Origin of the sequence: Sphingobium rhizovicinum (assembly GCF_042647625.1) — a bacterium.
Lineage (GTDB): Bacteria > Pseudomonadota > Alphaproteobacteria > Sphingomonadales > Sphingomonadaceae > Sphingobium > Sphingobium rhizovicinum.
Map to the genome: position 1 here is coordinate 620,054 of NZ_JBHRVU010000004.1, position 17,967 is coordinate 638,020.

The 17,967-nt window shown below is 60.8% G+C and carries 13 protein-coding genes; 11 read left to right on the top strand and 2 right to left on the bottom strand.

Features of this window, described 5'->3' with window-relative positions:
* Nucleotides 1–242: 242 nt before the first annotated feature.
* Complete coding sequence (locus ACFOKF_RS04395) at nt 243–5,567, top strand: glycosyltransferase (RefSeq protein WP_380793475.1); 5,325 nt, start codon at nt 243–245, stop codon at nt 5,565–5,567.
* Nucleotides 5,568–5,624: 57 nt separating this feature from the next.
* On the opposite strand, the gene ACFOKF_RS04400 is transcribed toward ACFOKF_RS04395, so the two are convergent.
* Nucleotides 5,625–6,746, bottom strand: a complete 1,122-nt coding sequence (locus ACFOKF_RS04400) for a hypothetical protein (protein WP_380793477.1) — start codon at nt 6,744–6,746, stop codon at nt 5,625–5,627.
* 360 nt (nt 6,747–7,106) lie between these two features.
* Here ACFOKF_RS04400 and ACFOKF_RS04405 point away from each other — a divergent pair, with 360 nt between their 5' ends.
* The 5 genes from ACFOKF_RS04405 to ACFOKF_RS04425 all read left to right on the top strand — a co-directional run bounded on the left by ACFOKF_RS04405 (nt 7,107) and on the right by ACFOKF_RS04425 (nt 12,220).
* Entirely contained in the window at nt 7,107–8,237 is a 1,131-nt protein-coding gene (locus tag ACFOKF_RS04405; protein ID WP_380793479.1) for a polysaccharide pyruvyl transferase family protein, read from the top strand.
* A gap of 218 nt (nt 8,238–8,455) precedes the next feature.
* Entirely contained in the window at nt 8,456–9,568 is a 1,113-nt protein-coding gene (locus tag ACFOKF_RS04410; RefSeq protein ID WP_380793481.1) for a hypothetical protein, read from the top strand.
* Nucleotides 9,568–10,374: an ABC transporter permease gene (locus tag ACFOKF_RS04415; RefSeq protein WP_380793483.1), complete on the top strand. Its 807-nt coding sequence runs from the start codon at nt 9,568–9,570 to the stop codon at nt 10,372–10,374. The genes ACFOKF_RS04410 and ACFOKF_RS04415 overlap by 1 nt, the downstream gene beginning before the upstream one ends.
* Complete coding sequence (locus ACFOKF_RS04420; protein WP_380793485.1) at nt 10,371–11,027, top strand: ABC transporter ATP-binding protein; 657 nt, start codon at nt 10,371–10,373, stop codon at nt 11,025–11,027. The genes ACFOKF_RS04415 and ACFOKF_RS04420 overlap by 4 nt, the downstream gene beginning before the upstream one ends.
* Complete coding sequence (locus ACFOKF_RS04425) at nt 11,024–12,220, top strand: glycosyltransferase family 4 protein (protein WP_380793487.1); 1,197 nt, start codon at nt 11,024–11,026, stop codon at nt 12,218–12,220. The genes ACFOKF_RS04420 and ACFOKF_RS04425 overlap by 4 nt, the downstream gene beginning before the upstream one ends.
* Here ACFOKF_RS04425 and ACFOKF_RS04430 read toward each other — a convergent pair.
* Nucleotides 12,210–13,007, bottom strand: coding sequence for a sulfotransferase family 2 domain-containing protein (locus tag ACFOKF_RS04430; RefSeq protein WP_380793489.1), 798 nt, complete (start codon nt 13,005–13,007; stop codon nt 12,210–12,212). The two genes, ACFOKF_RS04425 and ACFOKF_RS04430, sit on opposite strands and share 11 nt — an antisense overlap.
* A gap of 255 nt (nt 13,008–13,262) precedes the next feature.
* On the opposite strand from ACFOKF_RS04430, the gene rfbA reads away from it, so the two are divergent.
* From rfbA to gmd, 5 genes are all read left to right on the top strand, one after another.
* On the top strand, nt 13,263–14,147 hold the full coding sequence (gene rfbA, locus ACFOKF_RS04435; protein WP_380793491.1) for a glucose-1-phosphate thymidylyltransferase RfbA: 885 nt from the start codon (nt 13,263–13,265) through the stop codon (nt 14,145–14,147).
* Complete coding sequence (gene rfbC, locus ACFOKF_RS04440) at nt 14,144–14,689, top strand: dTDP-4-dehydrorhamnose 3,5-epimerase (protein ID WP_380793493.1); 546 nt, start codon at nt 14,144–14,146, stop codon at nt 14,687–14,689. Before rfbA ends, rfbC begins: the two co-directional genes overlap by 4 nt.
* On the top strand, nt 14,686–15,546 hold the full coding sequence (gene rfbD, locus ACFOKF_RS04445) for a dTDP-4-dehydrorhamnose reductase (protein WP_380793495.1): 861 nt from the start codon (nt 14,686–14,688) through the stop codon (nt 15,544–15,546). Before rfbC ends, rfbD begins: the two co-directional genes overlap by 4 nt.
* 64 nt (nt 15,547–15,610) lie before the next feature.
* Nucleotides 15,611–16,921 (top strand): UDP-glucose dehydrogenase family protein, encoded by a 1,311-nt coding sequence (locus ACFOKF_RS04450; protein ID WP_380793497.1) that lies wholly within the window; start codon nt 15,611–15,613, stop codon nt 16,919–16,921.
* A gap of 10 nt (nt 16,922–16,931) precedes the next feature.
* On the top strand, nt 16,932–17,966 hold the full coding sequence (gmd, locus tag ACFOKF_RS04455; RefSeq protein WP_380793499.1) for a GDP-mannose 4,6-dehydratase: 1,035 nt from the start codon (nt 16,932–16,934) through the stop codon (nt 17,964–17,966).
* Nucleotide 17,967: the final 1 nt, after the last annotated feature.

A 17,967-nucleotide genomic window follows, 5' to 3' on the forward strand; every position in this document is an offset into this window, starting at 1 on the left:
CTTGTTGTGCTGCAATGCGGGGAAGATTATTGCCTTTTGGGGATGTTCCTTCAATATGCTGAAGGTGTGAGTTGATCGTCATCTTGCTTGATTCGTGACTATATTTCATTTTGAAGTCGGCGGGGGTTGATAGTTTGAATATGGCGCTGCGGGATTGGGATCGGCACTGGAAGCGTGTTGATCAGAAAGATGAACAAAATCCAGCGGTTGAAGGCTATATCGAAGCCATGGAGCCCCAGTTGGTGGCTGGTTGGGTCTGGCGTGCCAATATTCCTGATGTGCCGTTGCGCGTGGAAGCGCTGGTGAATGATGAAATTGTTGGTCTGGCGCTGGCGGACCTGCCGCGGCCGGACCTTGCCGCCGCGGGCAAGGGATTGGGCAATCATGGATTCCGGATGGAATTGCTGCGCCCGCTAATGGAGGGTGAAGAGCCGCTGATCCGCCTTGCCGAACAACGCTCGGTCGCCATCAGCCCCACCGGCGCCTTCATGCTGATAGCCGATATGCCGGCGGAAGCCGATGCGCCAGAATCGGGCGCTGCCGACGTCGCCACCGAAGCAGACCGCGACATCCCTCCTCATATCGAGGGCTTTGTCGAACATGCCAGTCACGAAGGCGCAACCGGATGGGTGTGGAGTCCGGACGCGCCGGATATGGCGCTGGCGGTCGAAGCCGTGCTGGACGATCAGGTGATTGGCAGCGCGGTGGCGGAGATTGCGCGTGAGGATCTGGTTGTCGCGGGCAAAGGCACGGGGCGTTATGGCTTCATTCTGCCCTATGACGACTTTATCGCCGAAGGGGCGGAGCCGATCGTTCGTCTGACCCGGCGTCCGTCCATGATACTGACAGCGCATGGAGCGATTGATGTAACGGCGGATAAAGCGCCTGTCTCTCCGCCGGTGGCCGTGGAAGGCTATATCGAACTTCTGACCCATGACGGGGTGAGTGGCTGGGTCTGGCGTGAAGATGCGCCGGACATGGTCTTGTCGGTCGAAGCGGTTCTGGACGGCACGGTCATCGGCGCGGCGCAGGCGGATATATTGCGCGAGGATGTCGCCGCCGCGGGCAAGGGAAGCGGTCGCTATGGTTTCGCGCTGCGTTTCTTCGAGCCGATTGCCGGCGATGTCCTGCCGATCGTTCGGGTCGTGGAGCATGCCGATATTGTGCTGAACGGCGCGACCGGCGAAGTGCATCTGGTCGAAGGCAGCCTGCCAGCGCCCACGACCGGGGAAGCTTCGATCGATCCTGCGCAGGTCGAAGGCTATATCGAACTTCTGACGCGGCACGGCGCGACGGGTTGGGTCTGGCGGTCTGATGCGCCCGATGCGGCGCTCACGATCGAAGCCGTCCTGAACGGTGAAGTCGTCAGCACCGCAACGGCGGATGTTCTGCGTGAAGATTTGCGGGATTCCGGGCATGGCACCGGGCGCTATGGCTTCGTCCTGAAATTTCCCGCGCCGCTGGGTGGCGACATCGTGCCGCAAATCCGCTTGTCGGCTCAGCCCGGCGTGGTGCTGGGCGGTGCGTCGGGCACGCTGGAAATGCGCGACCTAGAAGCGGAGCGCGCGGGTCAGACGGTGTCCGCGCCGGACCCCTCCATGGTTGAGGGCTATATCGAACTGGTGACACGGCACGAGGTGTCAGGATGGGTGTGGCGCGCCGATGCGCCCGATATGCCTCTGACTGTCGAGGCTGAACTGGACGGACAGATTATCGGCGCGGTGCTGGCGGATGGCGCCCGACCCGATCTGGCGGAAGCTGGCAAGGGCGGCGGCTATCATGGCTTTACCCTGCGCTTTGATCGGCCGCTGGTGGGACGGGGCATACCGCAGGTGCGGCTGGCGGATCAGCCATCGATCGTTCTGGGCGGCGCCACTGGCACTATTCAACTGACGGAGGGGGCAGGCGCTCCCGGGGGCGCTGCGCAGACTCGTTCGTCCGCCGACAAGCGGCGCTCGCCCATGCTCGAAGTGGCGCCGGAACTGGCGCAGAAGCTGAATTTTAAACAATTTTACGGCCATGCCGCGTTCGATCCGGCTAAGCCCAGCATATTGGTTGTCGCCCATGCGGCCGCTCCTCATCTGTTCGGGAGCGAGCGCAGTTTCATCGACATGGTGCGCGGCATCAGCGCGCTTGGCTATAATGTTTATGTGGTCCTGCCGCGTAATGCGCCGGATTACACCAACATGCTACGGCGTCATGCCGTCTATGTCTCCACCTTCCAATATGGCTGGTGGAAGAAGGACGAGGCGATCAATCCGGATGCGGTCGCGCTCTTTTCGCAGATGATCCGGGCGATGAAGATCAAGATCGTCCACAGCAACACCATCATGCTGCGCGAATGTCTGCGCGCGGCGCGCCAGTGCGACGTGCAGAGTATGGTGCATGTGCGTGAACTGATCGATCATGACGACGCGTTGATCAAGGTCATCGGGGCCTCGTGCGACGACATTATTGAGGAAGTCCGGTCGAGCGCGAATTGGGTGATCGGCAATTCCGATGTTACGTCGCGCGTCTTTAACAAGACGAACCGGACATTCACCGTCTATAACACGGTCGATCTCCAGGAACTGGCGATGGACAATCCGATCCGGGGGGGCAAGGTTCGGTTCGGGCTGGTCAGCAGCAACATCCCTAAAAAGGGATTGGCCGACGTCGTGGAGATTGCGCGTCTGTGCGAAACGCGCTGCCCAAATGCCGAATTTCTGCTGATCGGTCCGGAAAGCGAGGCGGTCAAGGCGCTCAAGAAGGGGCAGGTCGAAGGCGTCGTGCCCAAGAATATCCTCTTTCCAGGCTATGCCGCCAGCCCGGTCGAGGCGATGGCCTGGGCCAATGTGATCCTGAGCCTGTCGCACTTCGCCGAATCCTTCGGCCGCACGGTGCTGGAGGCGATGGCGGCGCAGCGCCCGGTAATCGCCTATGCCTGGGGCGCGATCCCCGAACTGGTCGAGGATGGCGTCACTGGACATCTCATTCCCTATCGGACGCCGGCGGCGGCTGTCGCCTTTGTCGAGCGTTTCTGTGCGGATCCTGCGCTTGTTCAGTCGATGGGGGCCGCAGGACTGGCGCGCGCGCACGCCAAATTCGGCCGCGGCACCTATGTCGAGCAGATGCGCACCGTCTATGACACGGTCATGGCGCAGATTGGCCGGCATGCCGCGATGGCGGCGCCGATCATCAAGCCTGCGAAATTGCCTACGCTCAAGACGGTCAACGAAGCGCCGAAGATCGCCTATTTCTGCTGGCATTTCCCGGTGCCTTCGGAAACCTTCGTCCTGTCGGAGGTGAAGGAACTGATCGATCGCGGCTATGACGTGATGGTCTTCTGCCGGCAGAGTCCGCACAAGGGCTTCGATCCGGGGTTCAGCGTGCCCTATGAACGGGTCGCGTCGATGGAGGATCTGGCGCGGCGTCTGGTCGAAACCGGGCGCACCATCGTGCATGCCCATTTCGTCTATCCCACCGTCACTGACATGGTGTGGCCGGCCTGCGAAAAGGCGAATATTCCGTTCACCTTCATGGCGCACGCGCAGGACATCTTCAAATATTCGAATGATGAGAAGAACCGTCTGGCCGAAATCGGCCAGTCGCCACTGTGCGTGCGGATGTTCACCCTGTCGCAATATCATCTGGATTTCGTGATCAGCCGGGGCTTCCCCCGCAACAAGGTAGTGATCAATCCCAATGCGGTCGACACCAGCCGCTTCACCAAAGCGTTCCAGCCGGGCAAGGACGCGCGCAGCCAGCGGCGGATCATCGCCGTCCATCGTTTCGTACCCAAGAAGGGGCTGGACCTGCTGATCAAGGCAGCGCCGGCGATCAGCGATCTGGGCGTGCGGATCGAACTTTATGGCTATGGCGATTGCGAGGCGGAATATCGCGCCCTGATCGACGAGTTGAAGCTGGACAATGTGTTCATCTGCGGCAAGCTCGACCATGACGAAATTCCGGCGGTGATGCAGCGCGCCGATCTGTTCGCCTGTCCGTCCGTGCGGACGGCGGAAGGCGATATGGACGGCATCCCCACGTCCATCGTCGAAAGCATGGCGGCTGGCGTTCCTGTCCTGACCACCAATATTGCGGGCATCCCGGATCTGGTGGTGGACGGCATTACCGGCATCATGGCGGACCCCGATCCGCAATCGGTGGCGGACGCCATTCGCCGTTATTACACCATGCCCGCCAATCAGGTCGCTGCGATGATCCAGGCGGCGCAGAAGAAGGCCTTGCAGAAGCATGATGTGGGCCGGGCGGTCGACGTGCTGACGCGCGTGTGGGAAAACCGGACCGTCGACATCGTCATTGTCAGCTGGAATGGCCTCAAGGAACTGGCGGGCGTCATCGACCGCATTCAGCACAATACATCGCTGCCCTATCATCTGATCGTCTGCGACAATCAATCAAGTCGCGAGGCGGTAGCCGATCATCTCGATGCGGTGTGGGATCGCAGCGACAATGTGACGATCATCCACAACAACCGGAACGCCATGGTGGGGCCGGGCACCAACTCTGCGGTGGATCAGGGCGTCAGCGACGTCGTCATCTATGTCTGCGGCAAGGAGGGCTTCAGCTTTTCGCAAGGATGGGAAATTCCGTTCGTTCATGCTTTCAAGCATGATCCCATGGTCGGGCTGGCCGGTACGGTCGAAAAGTCGCCCACCTATCTGACGGGCGCCGATTATCCCAAGGGCATTCGCCTGTTCGACAAGTTCCGCAACAAGAGCTTTGCGACGGACAATCCTGACCGGCCCTTTGGCCATGTGCAGGGTGGCCTGTTCGGCATGCGCCGGGCCATGTATGATGCGATCGGCGGTTTTTCCGAAGCCGTGCCGCATGATTATACCGACGTCGAATATAGCTTCTTCATTGAAAGCTGCGGCTGGAAGATGGGCCCGGTTGAAAATATCGTGGCCCTGTTCAACAAGACCCGGCCCAGCCTGTCGCAGCGGTTCGACGAAACGGTCGTGGTGGCGCATCCGTGTATGCTGGATGAACTGGACACCTTCGCCGCCGTGCGTGCCGGCAAGCTGCACCATTGCAATATTTGCGACTGGTTCGGTGAAGCGTTTACTGGCGACGACGCCCAGTGCCCGAGTTGCGAGAGTGGTCGGAACGATCGCACGCTGTACCGCTGGCTGGGCGAATCCGCTTATATGTTCCGTCGCCTGCCCTGTCTGTCGGTGGGTCTGGAAGGCGCGATGGAGCCGGTCTGGGCCAAGCAGTTCCAAGGGCCAAGGCTGACCATGGACGCGCTGCTGGCGGAACTTTATGGCAAGGGGCGCCTGCCGAACAAGGATGGCGGGCTGCACCTCATCCTTGTGCGGGTCGATGCGGATGACGCCGGCGATGTTGGGGTTATCGCCCGTGAACTCAAGCGCCTGCTCAAGCCGCAAGGTGGTACGGCGATTTTCCAGCTGAAGGATGAACGCGCCAGTTGGGGCGGACTGGGCGAAAATGTGCGTAGGGCGATGATGCGCAGCGGCTTTGTGGGCACGGACCATCTCTACACCAGCTGGGCCGTACAGCACGCCTATTCGCCGATGCTGGTGTTCACTCCGGCCAGTTGATGGAGTGCGCAGGGGCCGTCCGTTGCGTGACGCGCCCCTGCGATATTGCCGTTCCCCTCATTCGATATGGACGTTCACCGTGACAAGATTCTTGTTGATCGGGCCTTTCCCCTTTCCGGGGCGATGGGCGACGAAGATCAGCAGGGCATCGGGATGATCAATCGTATCGAAATTGCGCGACTTGCTGTTGGGGTCGAGGATCACGGGATAGAACCAGCGGCGCTGCTGCACTTCAGGCCCGACCAGGGAAATGGCTGAGTCTGCTAGCAGGCGGGGTGTGTTCCAGCGGAACAGGTTAGGGCTGTCGGCGAAATAGACGCCGGGCCTCTGGCGGCCGCCACTGGCCTTGTTGTCCGATAGGACAGCAATCCAGCGCTTTTTGGCGCTGACCCAGGCGATCGAGCGGACCGGCTGGTTCAGATTGGCGAGCGTTGCGCAGCGCTGCGCACTGGCTGGATCGTTCATGTTGAGCGTGAAGCCCTTTCCATCCCATCCGCGCCACCGCGCCGGGTCCAGGGGGTCGTCGCTGCGCAGCAGGCAATTGCCGCGGATCATGTCCTTCGCTTCCAGAAAGGCGATGGTGTAGAAGCCGTTCGGCCCCTTGGCGATGTTGCTGGTGGTGAAAGCGCCATAGCGGCGCCCGTTGGCCGGGCGCTTGTCCCCCAACGTCGCGACCACCGAACCCTTGCTGTAATTCTGGCCCATGTCGGTTGAGCGGGCGGCGATGATGTCGCCCAGCCAGCAGCTATTGTCCGGCCCGGGCACGCAGGCGCCGGGGCGCTTGTCGTCGGCGATCTCCCGGCTCAACAATGCGCCTACCGTGCGTCCGTCAGGCGTGTAGGTCGCCTCTATCCATGCCTGATCGCCGGCTCCAGCGCCTTCCGGGCTGAACACGCTGTCGCAATTGACCTTCAGGCTGTCGAAGCTTGGGCCGGTCATGGTCCAGTTGACATAGGATCCGGAAATCAGAGTGATCTGGCCATCGGCGCGGCGAAAGGCGCGCACCGGTGCGTCAGGTTGCATGCGCCGGTCTGCGCAGCGCTGGCCCGGCCAGGAAAAGAGGGTGCGCTGATTGTCCAGGTCGGCGGTCACATTCAGCGACAGGCGCGGCGCAGGCGTGGCCGGGCGCGCAGGCGTGGCGGCCATCGGCAAAAGCATGTTCAGGAAAATGGCGATCATAGAAACTCCACTTCTTGCGTCATTCTCGTTCGCCGCATTGTTGTTCACCATGGCTGAACTCGATCCGAACCAACGCATGACATGTCGATATTCTCCCGTCCGTGGTGAGCGGATGGGAATGAGCCCGAGAGGGTGAATGGGGGAAATAGGGTGGCCCTCTGGGCATCGGGGGGCCATTTATCGGCCGCTCCACTACCCCGTTTCCAGGCCGAAGCGCCGTCAATTTATGTGGCCATTTTGCTGCGCTGCAAAAAACGGTGATTGCAGCATCGCGGTTGCAAGGGATAAATCCCTCGGTTAGAGGAACAGAACATCAGTTTTCTGATGGCATCCCTTGCCACTCAACGATTGTGGATAGTAATGAAAAATCCTTATTTTTCCTCGCGTCCGGGTTCAGTTGAAAATGCAGAGGGTAAGACGGTCGACGAAATTCTGACCGAAACGGGGCTTAATACCGGCAACCTCATGTTCTTTTCCGCGTCGCGACGTGTGGTGAAGCATGACAAGCCTTCGGCGGGCATGGGCTTTGACCCCAATTATGTTCGCGAACATCATGACGGCATCATTATCCCGGCGGCAAACTGGCTGACAGGCCGCCGTGATCTGGGTGGTCTGGCAGCGTTGATCGAGCGGGCCAACCTGCCCACGGTTATTCTGGGGCTGGGCGCTCAGTCGTTTGACAGCGCTATTCCTGAGTTGTTGCCTGGAACTCAGCGGTTCCTGAAAGTCGTTTCCGAACGGTGCAAATATCTCTCCGTTCGGGGCGCCTTTACGGCTGATGTCGTGGCCAGCGCGGGTGTCACCAATGTGACTGTTACAGGCTGCCCCTCGCTGCTGTGGCGTGTCGATGGTCCGCCCCGGGTCGAGAAGGTCGAAGGGCCTATCAGTCGCGTCAGCATCAGCGGCACGCGCTATGATGACGAACCCAATATGTTCAATCCCAAGGCTAAATCGCACATTGGCCTGATGATGATGCGGCTGGCGATGGCGAATGGCTATGATTATGTCGCGCAGACCGAACGACAGGACATGCAGTTTGCCCGTGGCGAACTGACGGCGGAAACGGCGCCCGAGGCGCTCGATTATCTGGCGCAGGTCTATGGCAGCGAAGATAAGGGGGCGGTTGTCGACTATCTCAAGGCGAACCTCAAAATCTTCACCGATGTCGGCGCCTGGACCGACTATGCATCGACCGTGCAGTTTGCGATCGGCACACGCCTCCACGGCGTGATCGCGACGTTGCTGGCCGGAACCCCGGCCATGCTGGTGACGCATGACACCCGTACTGTCGAAATGGCCAACCAGGCCGGGATCCCCAACGTCTCCGCGCGCAAGTTGTTGAAGGATGGGGTCGACGTGCAGGAACTGTATGATCAGGCGTCGTTCGACACTTTCAACCGCAAGCAGGTTCATTATTACAACCGTTTCGTACGGTTCTTTCAGGGTAATAATGTCGAAACCAATCTGGGTGCGGAAATCCCTGTCGATTAATGCGCGGGCGGTTTTCAGGCCGCTTGATTTCAATGTCAGTGAACAAGGGCGATTGTCGTTTTCGGCAATCGTCCTTTTGTTGTTCTGCGTTCTTTCAGGCGCTTGGTTAATGCGGTGAACTGCCGTCTTTGATGCGGCAGACTGCTGTGATTGACCGCTGGACTTTGTTGCAGCGCACGCTTACCAACCTGCGAAACACTGCGGCTTGCTGGGGCTTGATGAGCAATATCACTGAAAAACTGTCCGGCCTGAAGAACCCTCTGTTCCTGGCCACGGTGGTTGTGCCCACCATCGTCGCAACCTTGTATTTCGGCCTGTTTGCATCCGACGTCTATATTTCGGAATCGCGGTTCGTAGTGCGGAGCCCGGACAAGGGCGGCGGCGCAGCAGGGCTGGGCATGCTGCTCAAGGCAAGTGGTTTTTCCAACGACAATAGTGAAGCCTATGTGACCCGCGACTATATCCTCTCGCGGGATGCGCTGAAGGCGGTGAACGGCGACGGTCTCGTCGCGCGCGCTTATGGCAACCATGGCGTGTCCATCTTCAACCGCTTCAACCCGATGGGGGAGGGGGCGGCCAATGAACGGCTGTTCCGCTTCTATCGCGACAAGCTGGAAGTGAGCAACGACGCTGCGTCTTCGATCACGACCCTGCGCGTCCGGGCCTTTTCGCCCAAGGAAGCCGAACAGATCAACGAACGGCTGCTGCAACGCGCCGAGGATCTGGTCAACCGGCTCAACCAGCGCGGCCGCACCGACCTGATCGACTATGGCAATAAGGAATTGGAAGAGGCCAAGTTGGTCGCGCGCAACGCGGCCGTGGCGCTGTCCAACTATCGCAATCGCAGCGGCGTGGTCGATCCTGAGCGGCAGGCCACGGTGCAGTTGCAGATGATCTCCAAGTTGCAGGATGAATTGATTGCGACCAAGACCGAATTGGTCCAGTTGCGCGCCTTCACCCCGCAAAATCCGCAGATTCCGGTGTTGACCGCGCGCGTGTCCCAGTTGGGGCAGGAAATCGACGCTCAGATGGGCCAGGTGGCGGGCAATCGCACCTCGCTCGCCGCGACGGCCGCTGAATATCAGCGCCTGCAACTGGAAAGCGAGATTGCCGACAAACAACTGGGCGCGGCCATTGCGACGCTTCAGGAATCGCGTAACGAGGCCCGCCGCAAGCGCGCCTATATCGAACGGATCGCGGAACCGAGCATGCCGGATTCGCCCGACGAGCCGCGCCGTCTTCGGGGCATCATCAGCACGCTGGTGGTCGGTCTGATCATCTGGGGTATCCTGACCATGCTGACCGCCGGGATCCGGGAGCATAAGGACTGATGTCGGCCGGGGAGCAGGCGGACGTCCAGACGCTGCGCAAGGGTCTTGCAGTCCAGGCGCGGGTGATCAGCGCGCTGCTTCGGCGCGAAATGATGACCCGCTATGGTCGCCACAATATCGGCTTCCTTTGGCTCTTCGTCGAACCGATGATTTTTACCCTGGGCGTTACGACGCTATGGGCGATGACGAAGAGCGTGCACGGGTCCGACCTTCCCATCGCCGCCTTTGCCGTGACCGGCTATTCCAGCGTGCTGGTGTGGCGCAACATGCCCTCGCGGCTGGTGGGCGCGATCGAACCCAATCTGTCGTTGATGTATCACCGCAACGTGAAGGTGCTGGACATCTTCCTGTCGCGGCTGGTGTTGGAAATTGCAGGCGTCGCGACCTCTTTTGTGGTGCTGACCCTGTTCTTTGCGTCTCTTGGTTGGTTGTCCTTGCCCGAAGATGTGCTCAAGGTGGCTGAAGGATGGGGCATGCTGGCCTGGTTCGGATCGTCGCTTGCGATGTTTCTGGGGGCATTGTCGCATCGGATCGAACTGATCGACAAATTCTGGCACCCATGCGCCTATCTGCTCTTCCCGCTGTCCGGCGCGGCCTTTCTGGTCGACTCCCTGCCGCCGGATATGCAAAATATCGTGCTGTGGCTGCCGATGGTGCATGGTATCGAATGTGTGCGTGACGGTTTTTTCGGATCGCATTTCACGCCCCATTATGACCTTGGCTATGTCGCGCTCGTCTGCACGATCTTGACGGGGCTAGCGCTGATCCAGATCCGGGCTGTCGAAAAAGATCTGATACCGCAATGATCATTCTGGATGATGTAGCGAAAAGCTACCCGACCCGTCATGGCCGGCACCAGGTGTTCCGGGACATCAACCTGAGCATCGCAAAGGGTGAGAAGGTCGGCATATTGGGCCGTAACGGCGCCGGCAAATCGACGCTGGTGCGGATCATCGGTGGAGCGGAAACGCCCACGCGTGGACAGGTCATTCGCCGCATGACGGTGTCCTGGCCGCTTGCCTTTTCCGGGGCGTTCCAGCATTCCCTGACGGGTTATGACAATCTACGCTTCATCTGTCGCGTCTATGGGGTCAACCCGGAAGAGAAGATCGAAGCAGTGCAAGATTTTGCCGAACTGGGCAAATATCTGTGGGAGCCGATCCGTACCTATTCGGCGGGCATGCGCGCGCGTCTTGGCTTTGCGGTGTCGATGGCGATCGAGTTTGACTGCTTCCTGATCGACGAAGTGACGGCGGTGGGCGATGCGCGGTTTCGCGATCGCTGTCATGAAGAATTATATGTGAAACGCGCCGATCGGGCCATGATCATGGTGTCGCACGATGCCAATTATGTGCGGGATCATTGCCACAAGGCCGGCGTGCTGGCTGGGGGGCGGCTGCATATGTTCGACGATCTGGACGAAGCCTACGCCTATTATACGGCGCACGCGACCGAATGAGCGTGGTGCCGGGGTGGGTCCGTCGCCTGTTTCGAGGGGGCGGTGCCGCTTCGGGCACGGGCCATGACCGGCAATTGCTGGTCGATGTGTCGACTATCATCCAGCATGATGCAGGAACAGGCATCCAGCGGGTCGTCCGGGCGATCTGGCTGGGGCTGCTGGCGACCGATCTGCCTGGTGTGCGACTGGTGCCGGTGTTCGCAACCGTCAGACGCGGCTATTGCGAGGCGGGGCAGGATTTCCTGACCGCTGGCATGCCTGGCTATGTGCGACCGGTGCAAGTCGCGGCGGGCGACATCTTCCTGGGGCTGGACCTTGCCGCACATCGGCTGTGGCGGCATCGGCGTCAGGTGGCGGGATGGAAACGGCGCGGTGCGAGCGTCCATGTGCTGGTCTATGATATGCTGCCGCTGCGCCATTCCGATTGGTTTCCCGATAGTACGGGGCGCAATTTCCGACGCTGGATGAAGGTGCTGTTGCGCCATGCCGACCAGTTGATCTGCATATCGGCGACCGTCGCGCAGGATGTGCGTGACTGGATGGCGGATCATGGTGGTCCGCGCCGTGCAAAGATCGGCATCAGAGCGATCGCGCTGAGCGGCGACCTGTCCGCCAGCGCCCCCAGTCGAGGGATCGCGCCGTCGGGTCACGCTCTGCTGGCGCGAATGGAGGGGCGCCCGGCGGTGCTAATGGTCGGGACCATTGAGCCGCGCAAGGCGCACGCGCAGGCGATCGATGCGATGGACTGGCTGTGGCAGCAGGGGCGGGAGGCTCCGTTGTTAGTGATCGCTGGTCGTCCGGGCTGGCGGACGGAGCCGTTGCAGCAAAGGTTGCGCCAGCATCCCGACGCCGGCACGCGCCTGTTCTGGCTGGACGACGCATCGGACGAATATCTGGCTGAACTCTATGCGCGCGCGGCGCTGATATGGGTGCCGTCTCATGGCGAAGGCTTCGGACTGCCGGTGGTCGAGGCGTTGGACAAGGGGCGCAAGGTGCTGGCGCGCGATCTGCCGGTCTTTCGTGAACTTGCGCGGCCCGGTCTCCATTTCTTTTCGTCGGATGATCCTCCAGCGCTGGCTGCGTCGCTATTGTCAGCTCTGGAGCATCCCGACCCTAATCCTCCGGCGATTCCACGGGGCTGGGATGATACGACACGCGAATTGCTGCGTGCGATCGGTCTCATCAGGTCGTGAATGTGCAGGGATGCCCGGTGCGTTTTCTATAGAGCCGAATATCTTCCCTGTAGCATCTGGCGACCAACCCGATCGTTTCGTCGGTGTAGAGGGCGTGTGTTGTGGGGCACTGGCCGTCCCGCTTCAGCAAGGCGATGTCGAGGGCGGGCATGGCGCCATAATCGCCATCCAATTTTTGTAGAGCGCCGCGGCCATGGCCGGTCATGGATCGGGCGTCGACAATGTCGAGGTCCAGCGTGGATTTAAGGTCGCGGGCCATCGCCGGCATATCGGCAAAGGCGTAATAGCGGTCATAGGCGGCATAGAGCAGAAATTCGCTCTGGGGGCGCCAGTGGATATTCTGCCGTCTGGCCCTGTCGCTGGTGATCGTGCGGATGAAGTCGGTGAAGGACGCATCCATTGCGCTGCCGCTGGCATGTCCTTCCTCGCGGAAATCCCAGGCATCCCGATGCATGCCGACAATCTTGTCAAGATAGGCGCTGGCCAGCCGGTCGAACGGGCAGCGCAGGATGGTGAACGTGAAATCGGCGGTCACAAGGTCCGGTTGGGCGGCGACGAACGCGCCGTTATTGGCGTGGATCCACTGGATAGAATCCGTCTTGCGCAGGAATCCGTTGTCGACCGCCAGGGTGAAGCGCATCGTCGAGCAGGCATTTTTGGGGATGAAGGAATAGATGGCGCGCCGCCGATAAAGGCTAAGTGCAAAGCGGGTGGCGAAGGCATGGGCTTCATTGAGCATCACCGATCCGTTGTTCTGACGGCTGTGCAGTAATTCGCGTCTCTTCATGAAAACGGTTCTCCGGTGCGATGGCGACAGGGCATGATCTGGGCAGCGATATACCCGGCAGGGAAGGGGGTATTCGATAAAGACGGCGCCGTGCGGTAAAACGCCGCGCGCCGTCGCCGAATTGATCGTTAATGAGGCTGGATTGTTTTTGCATGTGCGAAATCCATCCGCTATGTCCTAGCCCGATGAAACCGGGGGCTTAATTTCATCCGTCCAGTTTGGCTCTAGAGACCGCTTGATTCGGGAGGGCATACATTGCGCAAAGGTATAATATTGGCGGGTGGATCGGGCACGAGGCTCTATCCGCTGACAAAGGGTGTATCGAAGCAGCTTATGCCTGTATATGACAAGCCGATGATCTATTATCCTTTGTCGACGTTGATGCTGTCGGGTATTCGCGAAATATTGATCATCACGACCCCGCATGACGCCCCCGCCTTCAAGGCGTTGCTGGGCACCGGCGAGGAATGGGGCCTGTCGCTATCCTATGCGGTGCAGCCTGATCCGGGCGGCCTGGCGCAGGCCTATCTGATCGGTGCCGACTTCGTGGGCGACAGCCCGTCGACACTCGTGCTGGGCGACAATATCTTCTACGGCCATGGTCTGGGCGATCTTCTGACCAAGGCGGACCAGCGCACCACCGGCGCCTCGGTATTCGGCTATTATGTCAACGATCCCAAAGCCTATGGCGTGGTGTCCTTCGATGCCAACGGCCGGGCCGAAACGATCGAGGAAAAGCCCGAAGAACCCAAGTCCAACTATGCGGTGACAGGCCTCTATTTCTATGACGGTCGCGCTGTTGAACTGGCGCGCTCGCTCAAGCCGTCGCCGCGTGGCGAACTGGAAATCACCGATCTCAATCGCCTCTATCTGGAGGAAGGGAGCCTCAACGTCGAGATTATGGGTCGCGGCTATGCCTGGCTGGATACCGGCACCCATGGTTCCTTGCTCGACGCGTCGCTCTATGTGCGCGTGACCGAGGAGCGGCAGGGGCTGAAAATCTGTTGCCCCGAAGAAATCGCCTGGCGGCAGGGTTTTATCGACGACGCCCAGCTTGAAAAGCTGGCGGCGCCGCTGCGCAAGAGCGGTTATGGAAATTATCTGGCCAAGCTGTTGGAAGGCAAGGGCGCTTTTGCATGAACATCGTTGAAACCGGCATTGACGGTTTGCTGATCATAGAACCGCGCGTGTTTGGCGATGATCGCGGCTTTTTCCTGGAAAGCTGGAATGCGGCGGTGTTTCGCGAAGCGGGGTTGGACCTGAACTTCGTGCAGGACAATCACAGCCGCTCCGCCCGAGGCGTGCTGCGCGGACTGCATTTTCAGAACCCCAATCCGCAGGGCAAGCTGGTCCGCGTCGTATCCGGCCGGGTCTGGGACGTGGCGGTCGATCTGCGCCGGTCCAGCCCGACCTTCGGCAAATGGGCCGGGGTTGAACTGTCGGCTGCGAACAAGCGCATGTTCTGGGTGCCGCCGGGCTTTGCCCATGGCTTTGTCAGCCTGGAGGATGGCACGGACTTTCTGTATAAATGCACGGCCCCTTATGATCCGTCGGCCGAACATTCGCTGATGTGGAATGATCCGGCGGTCGGTATCGAATGGCCGTTGGAAGGGCTGGAGCCACAATTGTCGGGCAAGGACCAGCAGGGCAAGGCGCTGGCCGAGATCGAGGCGTTTGCATGAAGGCGCTGATTACCGGCTGCAATGGTCAGCTTGGGCGATCGCTACAGGCGACGGTGCCCGATGGCGTTACGCTGGTCTGTGTCGGGTCGGCGGAACTGGACCTGTCGCAGCCTGATCTGATCAAGCCCTTCGTCGAGTCCGTGGCGCCAGACATCATCATCAATGCCGCCGCCTACACCGCGGTCGACAAGGCGGAAACCGACTCTGATCGGGCTATGGCGGTCAATGGCACGGCTGTCGGCGCCCTGGCCGATGCGGCGCGCAGCATCGGCGCGCGCTTCGTGCATGTCTCCACCGACTTCGTGTTCGATGGTGGCGCCGGCACGCCTTATGCGCCCGACGCACCGACCAGTCCGCTGGGTGTCTATGGCAGCACCAAGCTGGCGGGCGAGCAACTGGCCGGCACAGATTCGCTGATCGTGCGGACCGCCTGGGTCTATGCCCCGGTTGGCGGCAATTTCGTCCATACCATGTTGCGTCTGATGAAGGAGCGGCCGGAAATTCGCGTCGTTGCCGACCAGATCGGCACGCCCAGCTATGCGCCCGCACTTGCGTCGGCAATCTGGAAACTGGTCGATGTCGGGGCGACCGGCATCTATCATTATACCGACAGCGGTGCGGCGAGTTGGTACGACTTCGCTGTCGCTATCTATGAGGAAGGGCGTGCGGCCGGCCTGCTCGACAAGGATGTGACGATCCTGCCGATCGCCACAGCCGATTATCCCACGCCCGCCCGGCGGCCCAGCTATTCGGTGCTGGACAAGGGAAAGACCTTTGCGGCACTGGGCGGGCCGGCGCCGCACTGGCGCACCCAGTTGCGGCAGATGATCGCCGGGATGCAAGCCGCTTCACAATGATGCGGCGCTCTGTTAGCCGTCGCAGCCACCGTCATTCACCTCTTCCAAGGACGCGGACCTACACATGAAAATCACGATGATCGGCACGGGTTATGTTGGACTTGTGTCCGGGGCCTGTTTTGCGGACTTTGGGCATGACGTGGTGTGCGTGGACAAGGATGCGGGGAAGATCGCATCGATCGAAGCGGGCAAGATGCCGATTTTCGAGCCGGGCCTTGATCAATTGGTGGGCAGCAATGCGGCGGCTGGCCGCCTGACCTTCACCACCGATCTGGCCGCCGGCGTCAAGGGCGCGGACGCGATCTTCATCGCGGTCGGCACGCCTTCCCGCCGGGGCGACGGCCATGCCGACCTGTCCTATGTCTATGCTGCGGCGCGGGAAATCGTCGAGGCGGTGGATGGCCCGACGGTGATCGTCACCAAATCGACCGTGCCGGTGGGCACCGGGGACGAGGTGGAGCGGATCGCCCGCGAACTGCGCCCGGATCTGGACATTCAGTGCGTGTCGAACCCGGAATTTCTGCGCGAAGGCGCGGCGATCGGCGATTTCAAGCGGCCCGACCGCGTGGTCGTGGGCACCACCGGCAGCGAACGCGCGATCGCAGTGATGGCGCAGATCTACCGTCCGCTCAGCCTCAATCAGGCGCCCCTGATGTTCACCGGCCGGCGCACGGCGGAACTGATCAAATATGCCGCCAATGCGTTTCTGGCGACCAAGATCACCTTCATCAACGAAATGGCGGACCTGTGCGAAGCTGTCGGCGCCGAAGTGCAGGATGTGTCGCGCGGCATCGGCCTCGACAACCGCATCGGCAGCAAATTCCTGCATGCAGGCCCCGGCTATGGCGGTTCCTGCTTCCCCAAGGATACGCTGGCGCTGGTGAAGACGGGGCAGGATTATGACGCGCCGATCCGCATCGTGGAGACGGTGGTGCAGGTCAACGACCTGCGCAAGCGGGCGATGGGCCGCAAGATCGTCAAGGCGCTGGGCGGCGACGCGCGGGGCAAGACGGTGGCGCTGCTGGGTCTGACCTTCAAGCCCAACACCGACGACATGCGCGACGCGCCCAGCCTGGCGATCGTGCAGGCGCTGGAGGATGCCGGTGCAAAGATCGTCGCCCATGACCCTGAAGGCATGGACGTGGCCGCGCCGATGATGCCGGGCGTCACCATGGCGAAGGACGCCTATGAAGCCGCTGCCGGGGCCGATGTGGCAGTGCTGGTGACGGAATGGGATGCGTTCCGCGCGCTCGACCTTAAGCGCCTAGCTGCATCCATGACCCAGCCCGTGCTAGTCGACCTGCGCAACATCTATCCCGTCGCCGAGGCCGAAGAAGCCGGCTTCACCATTACGCGCGTCGGGCAGAAGGGCTGATCGTCGCGCGATGAAATCCGCGATCATCACCGGCATTACCGGGCAGGACGGCGCTTATCTGGCCGAGTTTCTGCTCGAAAAGGGCTATCAGGTTTATGGTGCCTATCGCCGCACCAGTTCGGTCAATTTCTGGCGGATCGAGGAGTTGGGGATCACCAATCACCCCAATCTTCATCTGGTGGAACATGACTTGACCGATCTGTCGGCGTCGATCCGCCTGTTGCAGAAGACCGGCGCACGCGAAGTCTATAATCTCGCGGCGCAGAGCTTTGTGGGGGTGTCGTTCGATCAGCCGATCACGACGGGTGCGATTACCGGCCTAGGCGCAGTCAACCTGCTGGAAGCGATCCGTATCGTCGATCCAACGATCCGTTTCTATCAGGCAAGCACGTCGGAAATGTTCGGCAAGGTGCAGACGGTGCCGCAGAATGAGGCGACGCCCTTCTATCCTCGCAGCCCCTATGGTGTGGCCAAGCTCTATGCCCATTGGAGCACGGTCAATTACCGTGAGAGCTTCGGCATTTTTGGATGCAGCGGCATATTGTTCAATCATGAAAGCCCGTTGCGGGGCCGCGAGTTCGTGACGCGCAAGATTACCGATGCCGTAGCCAAGATTGCGCTCGGGCAACTCGATTGTCTGGCGCTGGGCAATATAGACGCGGCGCGCGACTGGGGTTTTGCCCGCGAATATGTCGATGGCATGTGGCGCATGTTGCAGGCCGATGAGGCTGACACCTATGTGCTGGCGACCGGGCGGACGGAAACGGTGCGCACCTTCCTCGATTTCGCCTTCCGTGCGGCCGGGTTTGATGTGGAATTTGCGGGCGAGGGCGAGGCAGAGATCGCAGTCGACCGCAAGAGCGGCAAAACATTGATGCGGATCGATCCGCGCTTCTATCGGCCGGCTGAAGTCGACCTGCTGATTGGCGATGCCAGCAGCGCGCGCGACCGGTTGGGCTGGACGCCGCAGACATCGCTCGAAGGCCTGTGTGACATGATGGTGCAGGCGGATATTCGCCGGAACCAGGCCGGGTTCAGCTTCTAGG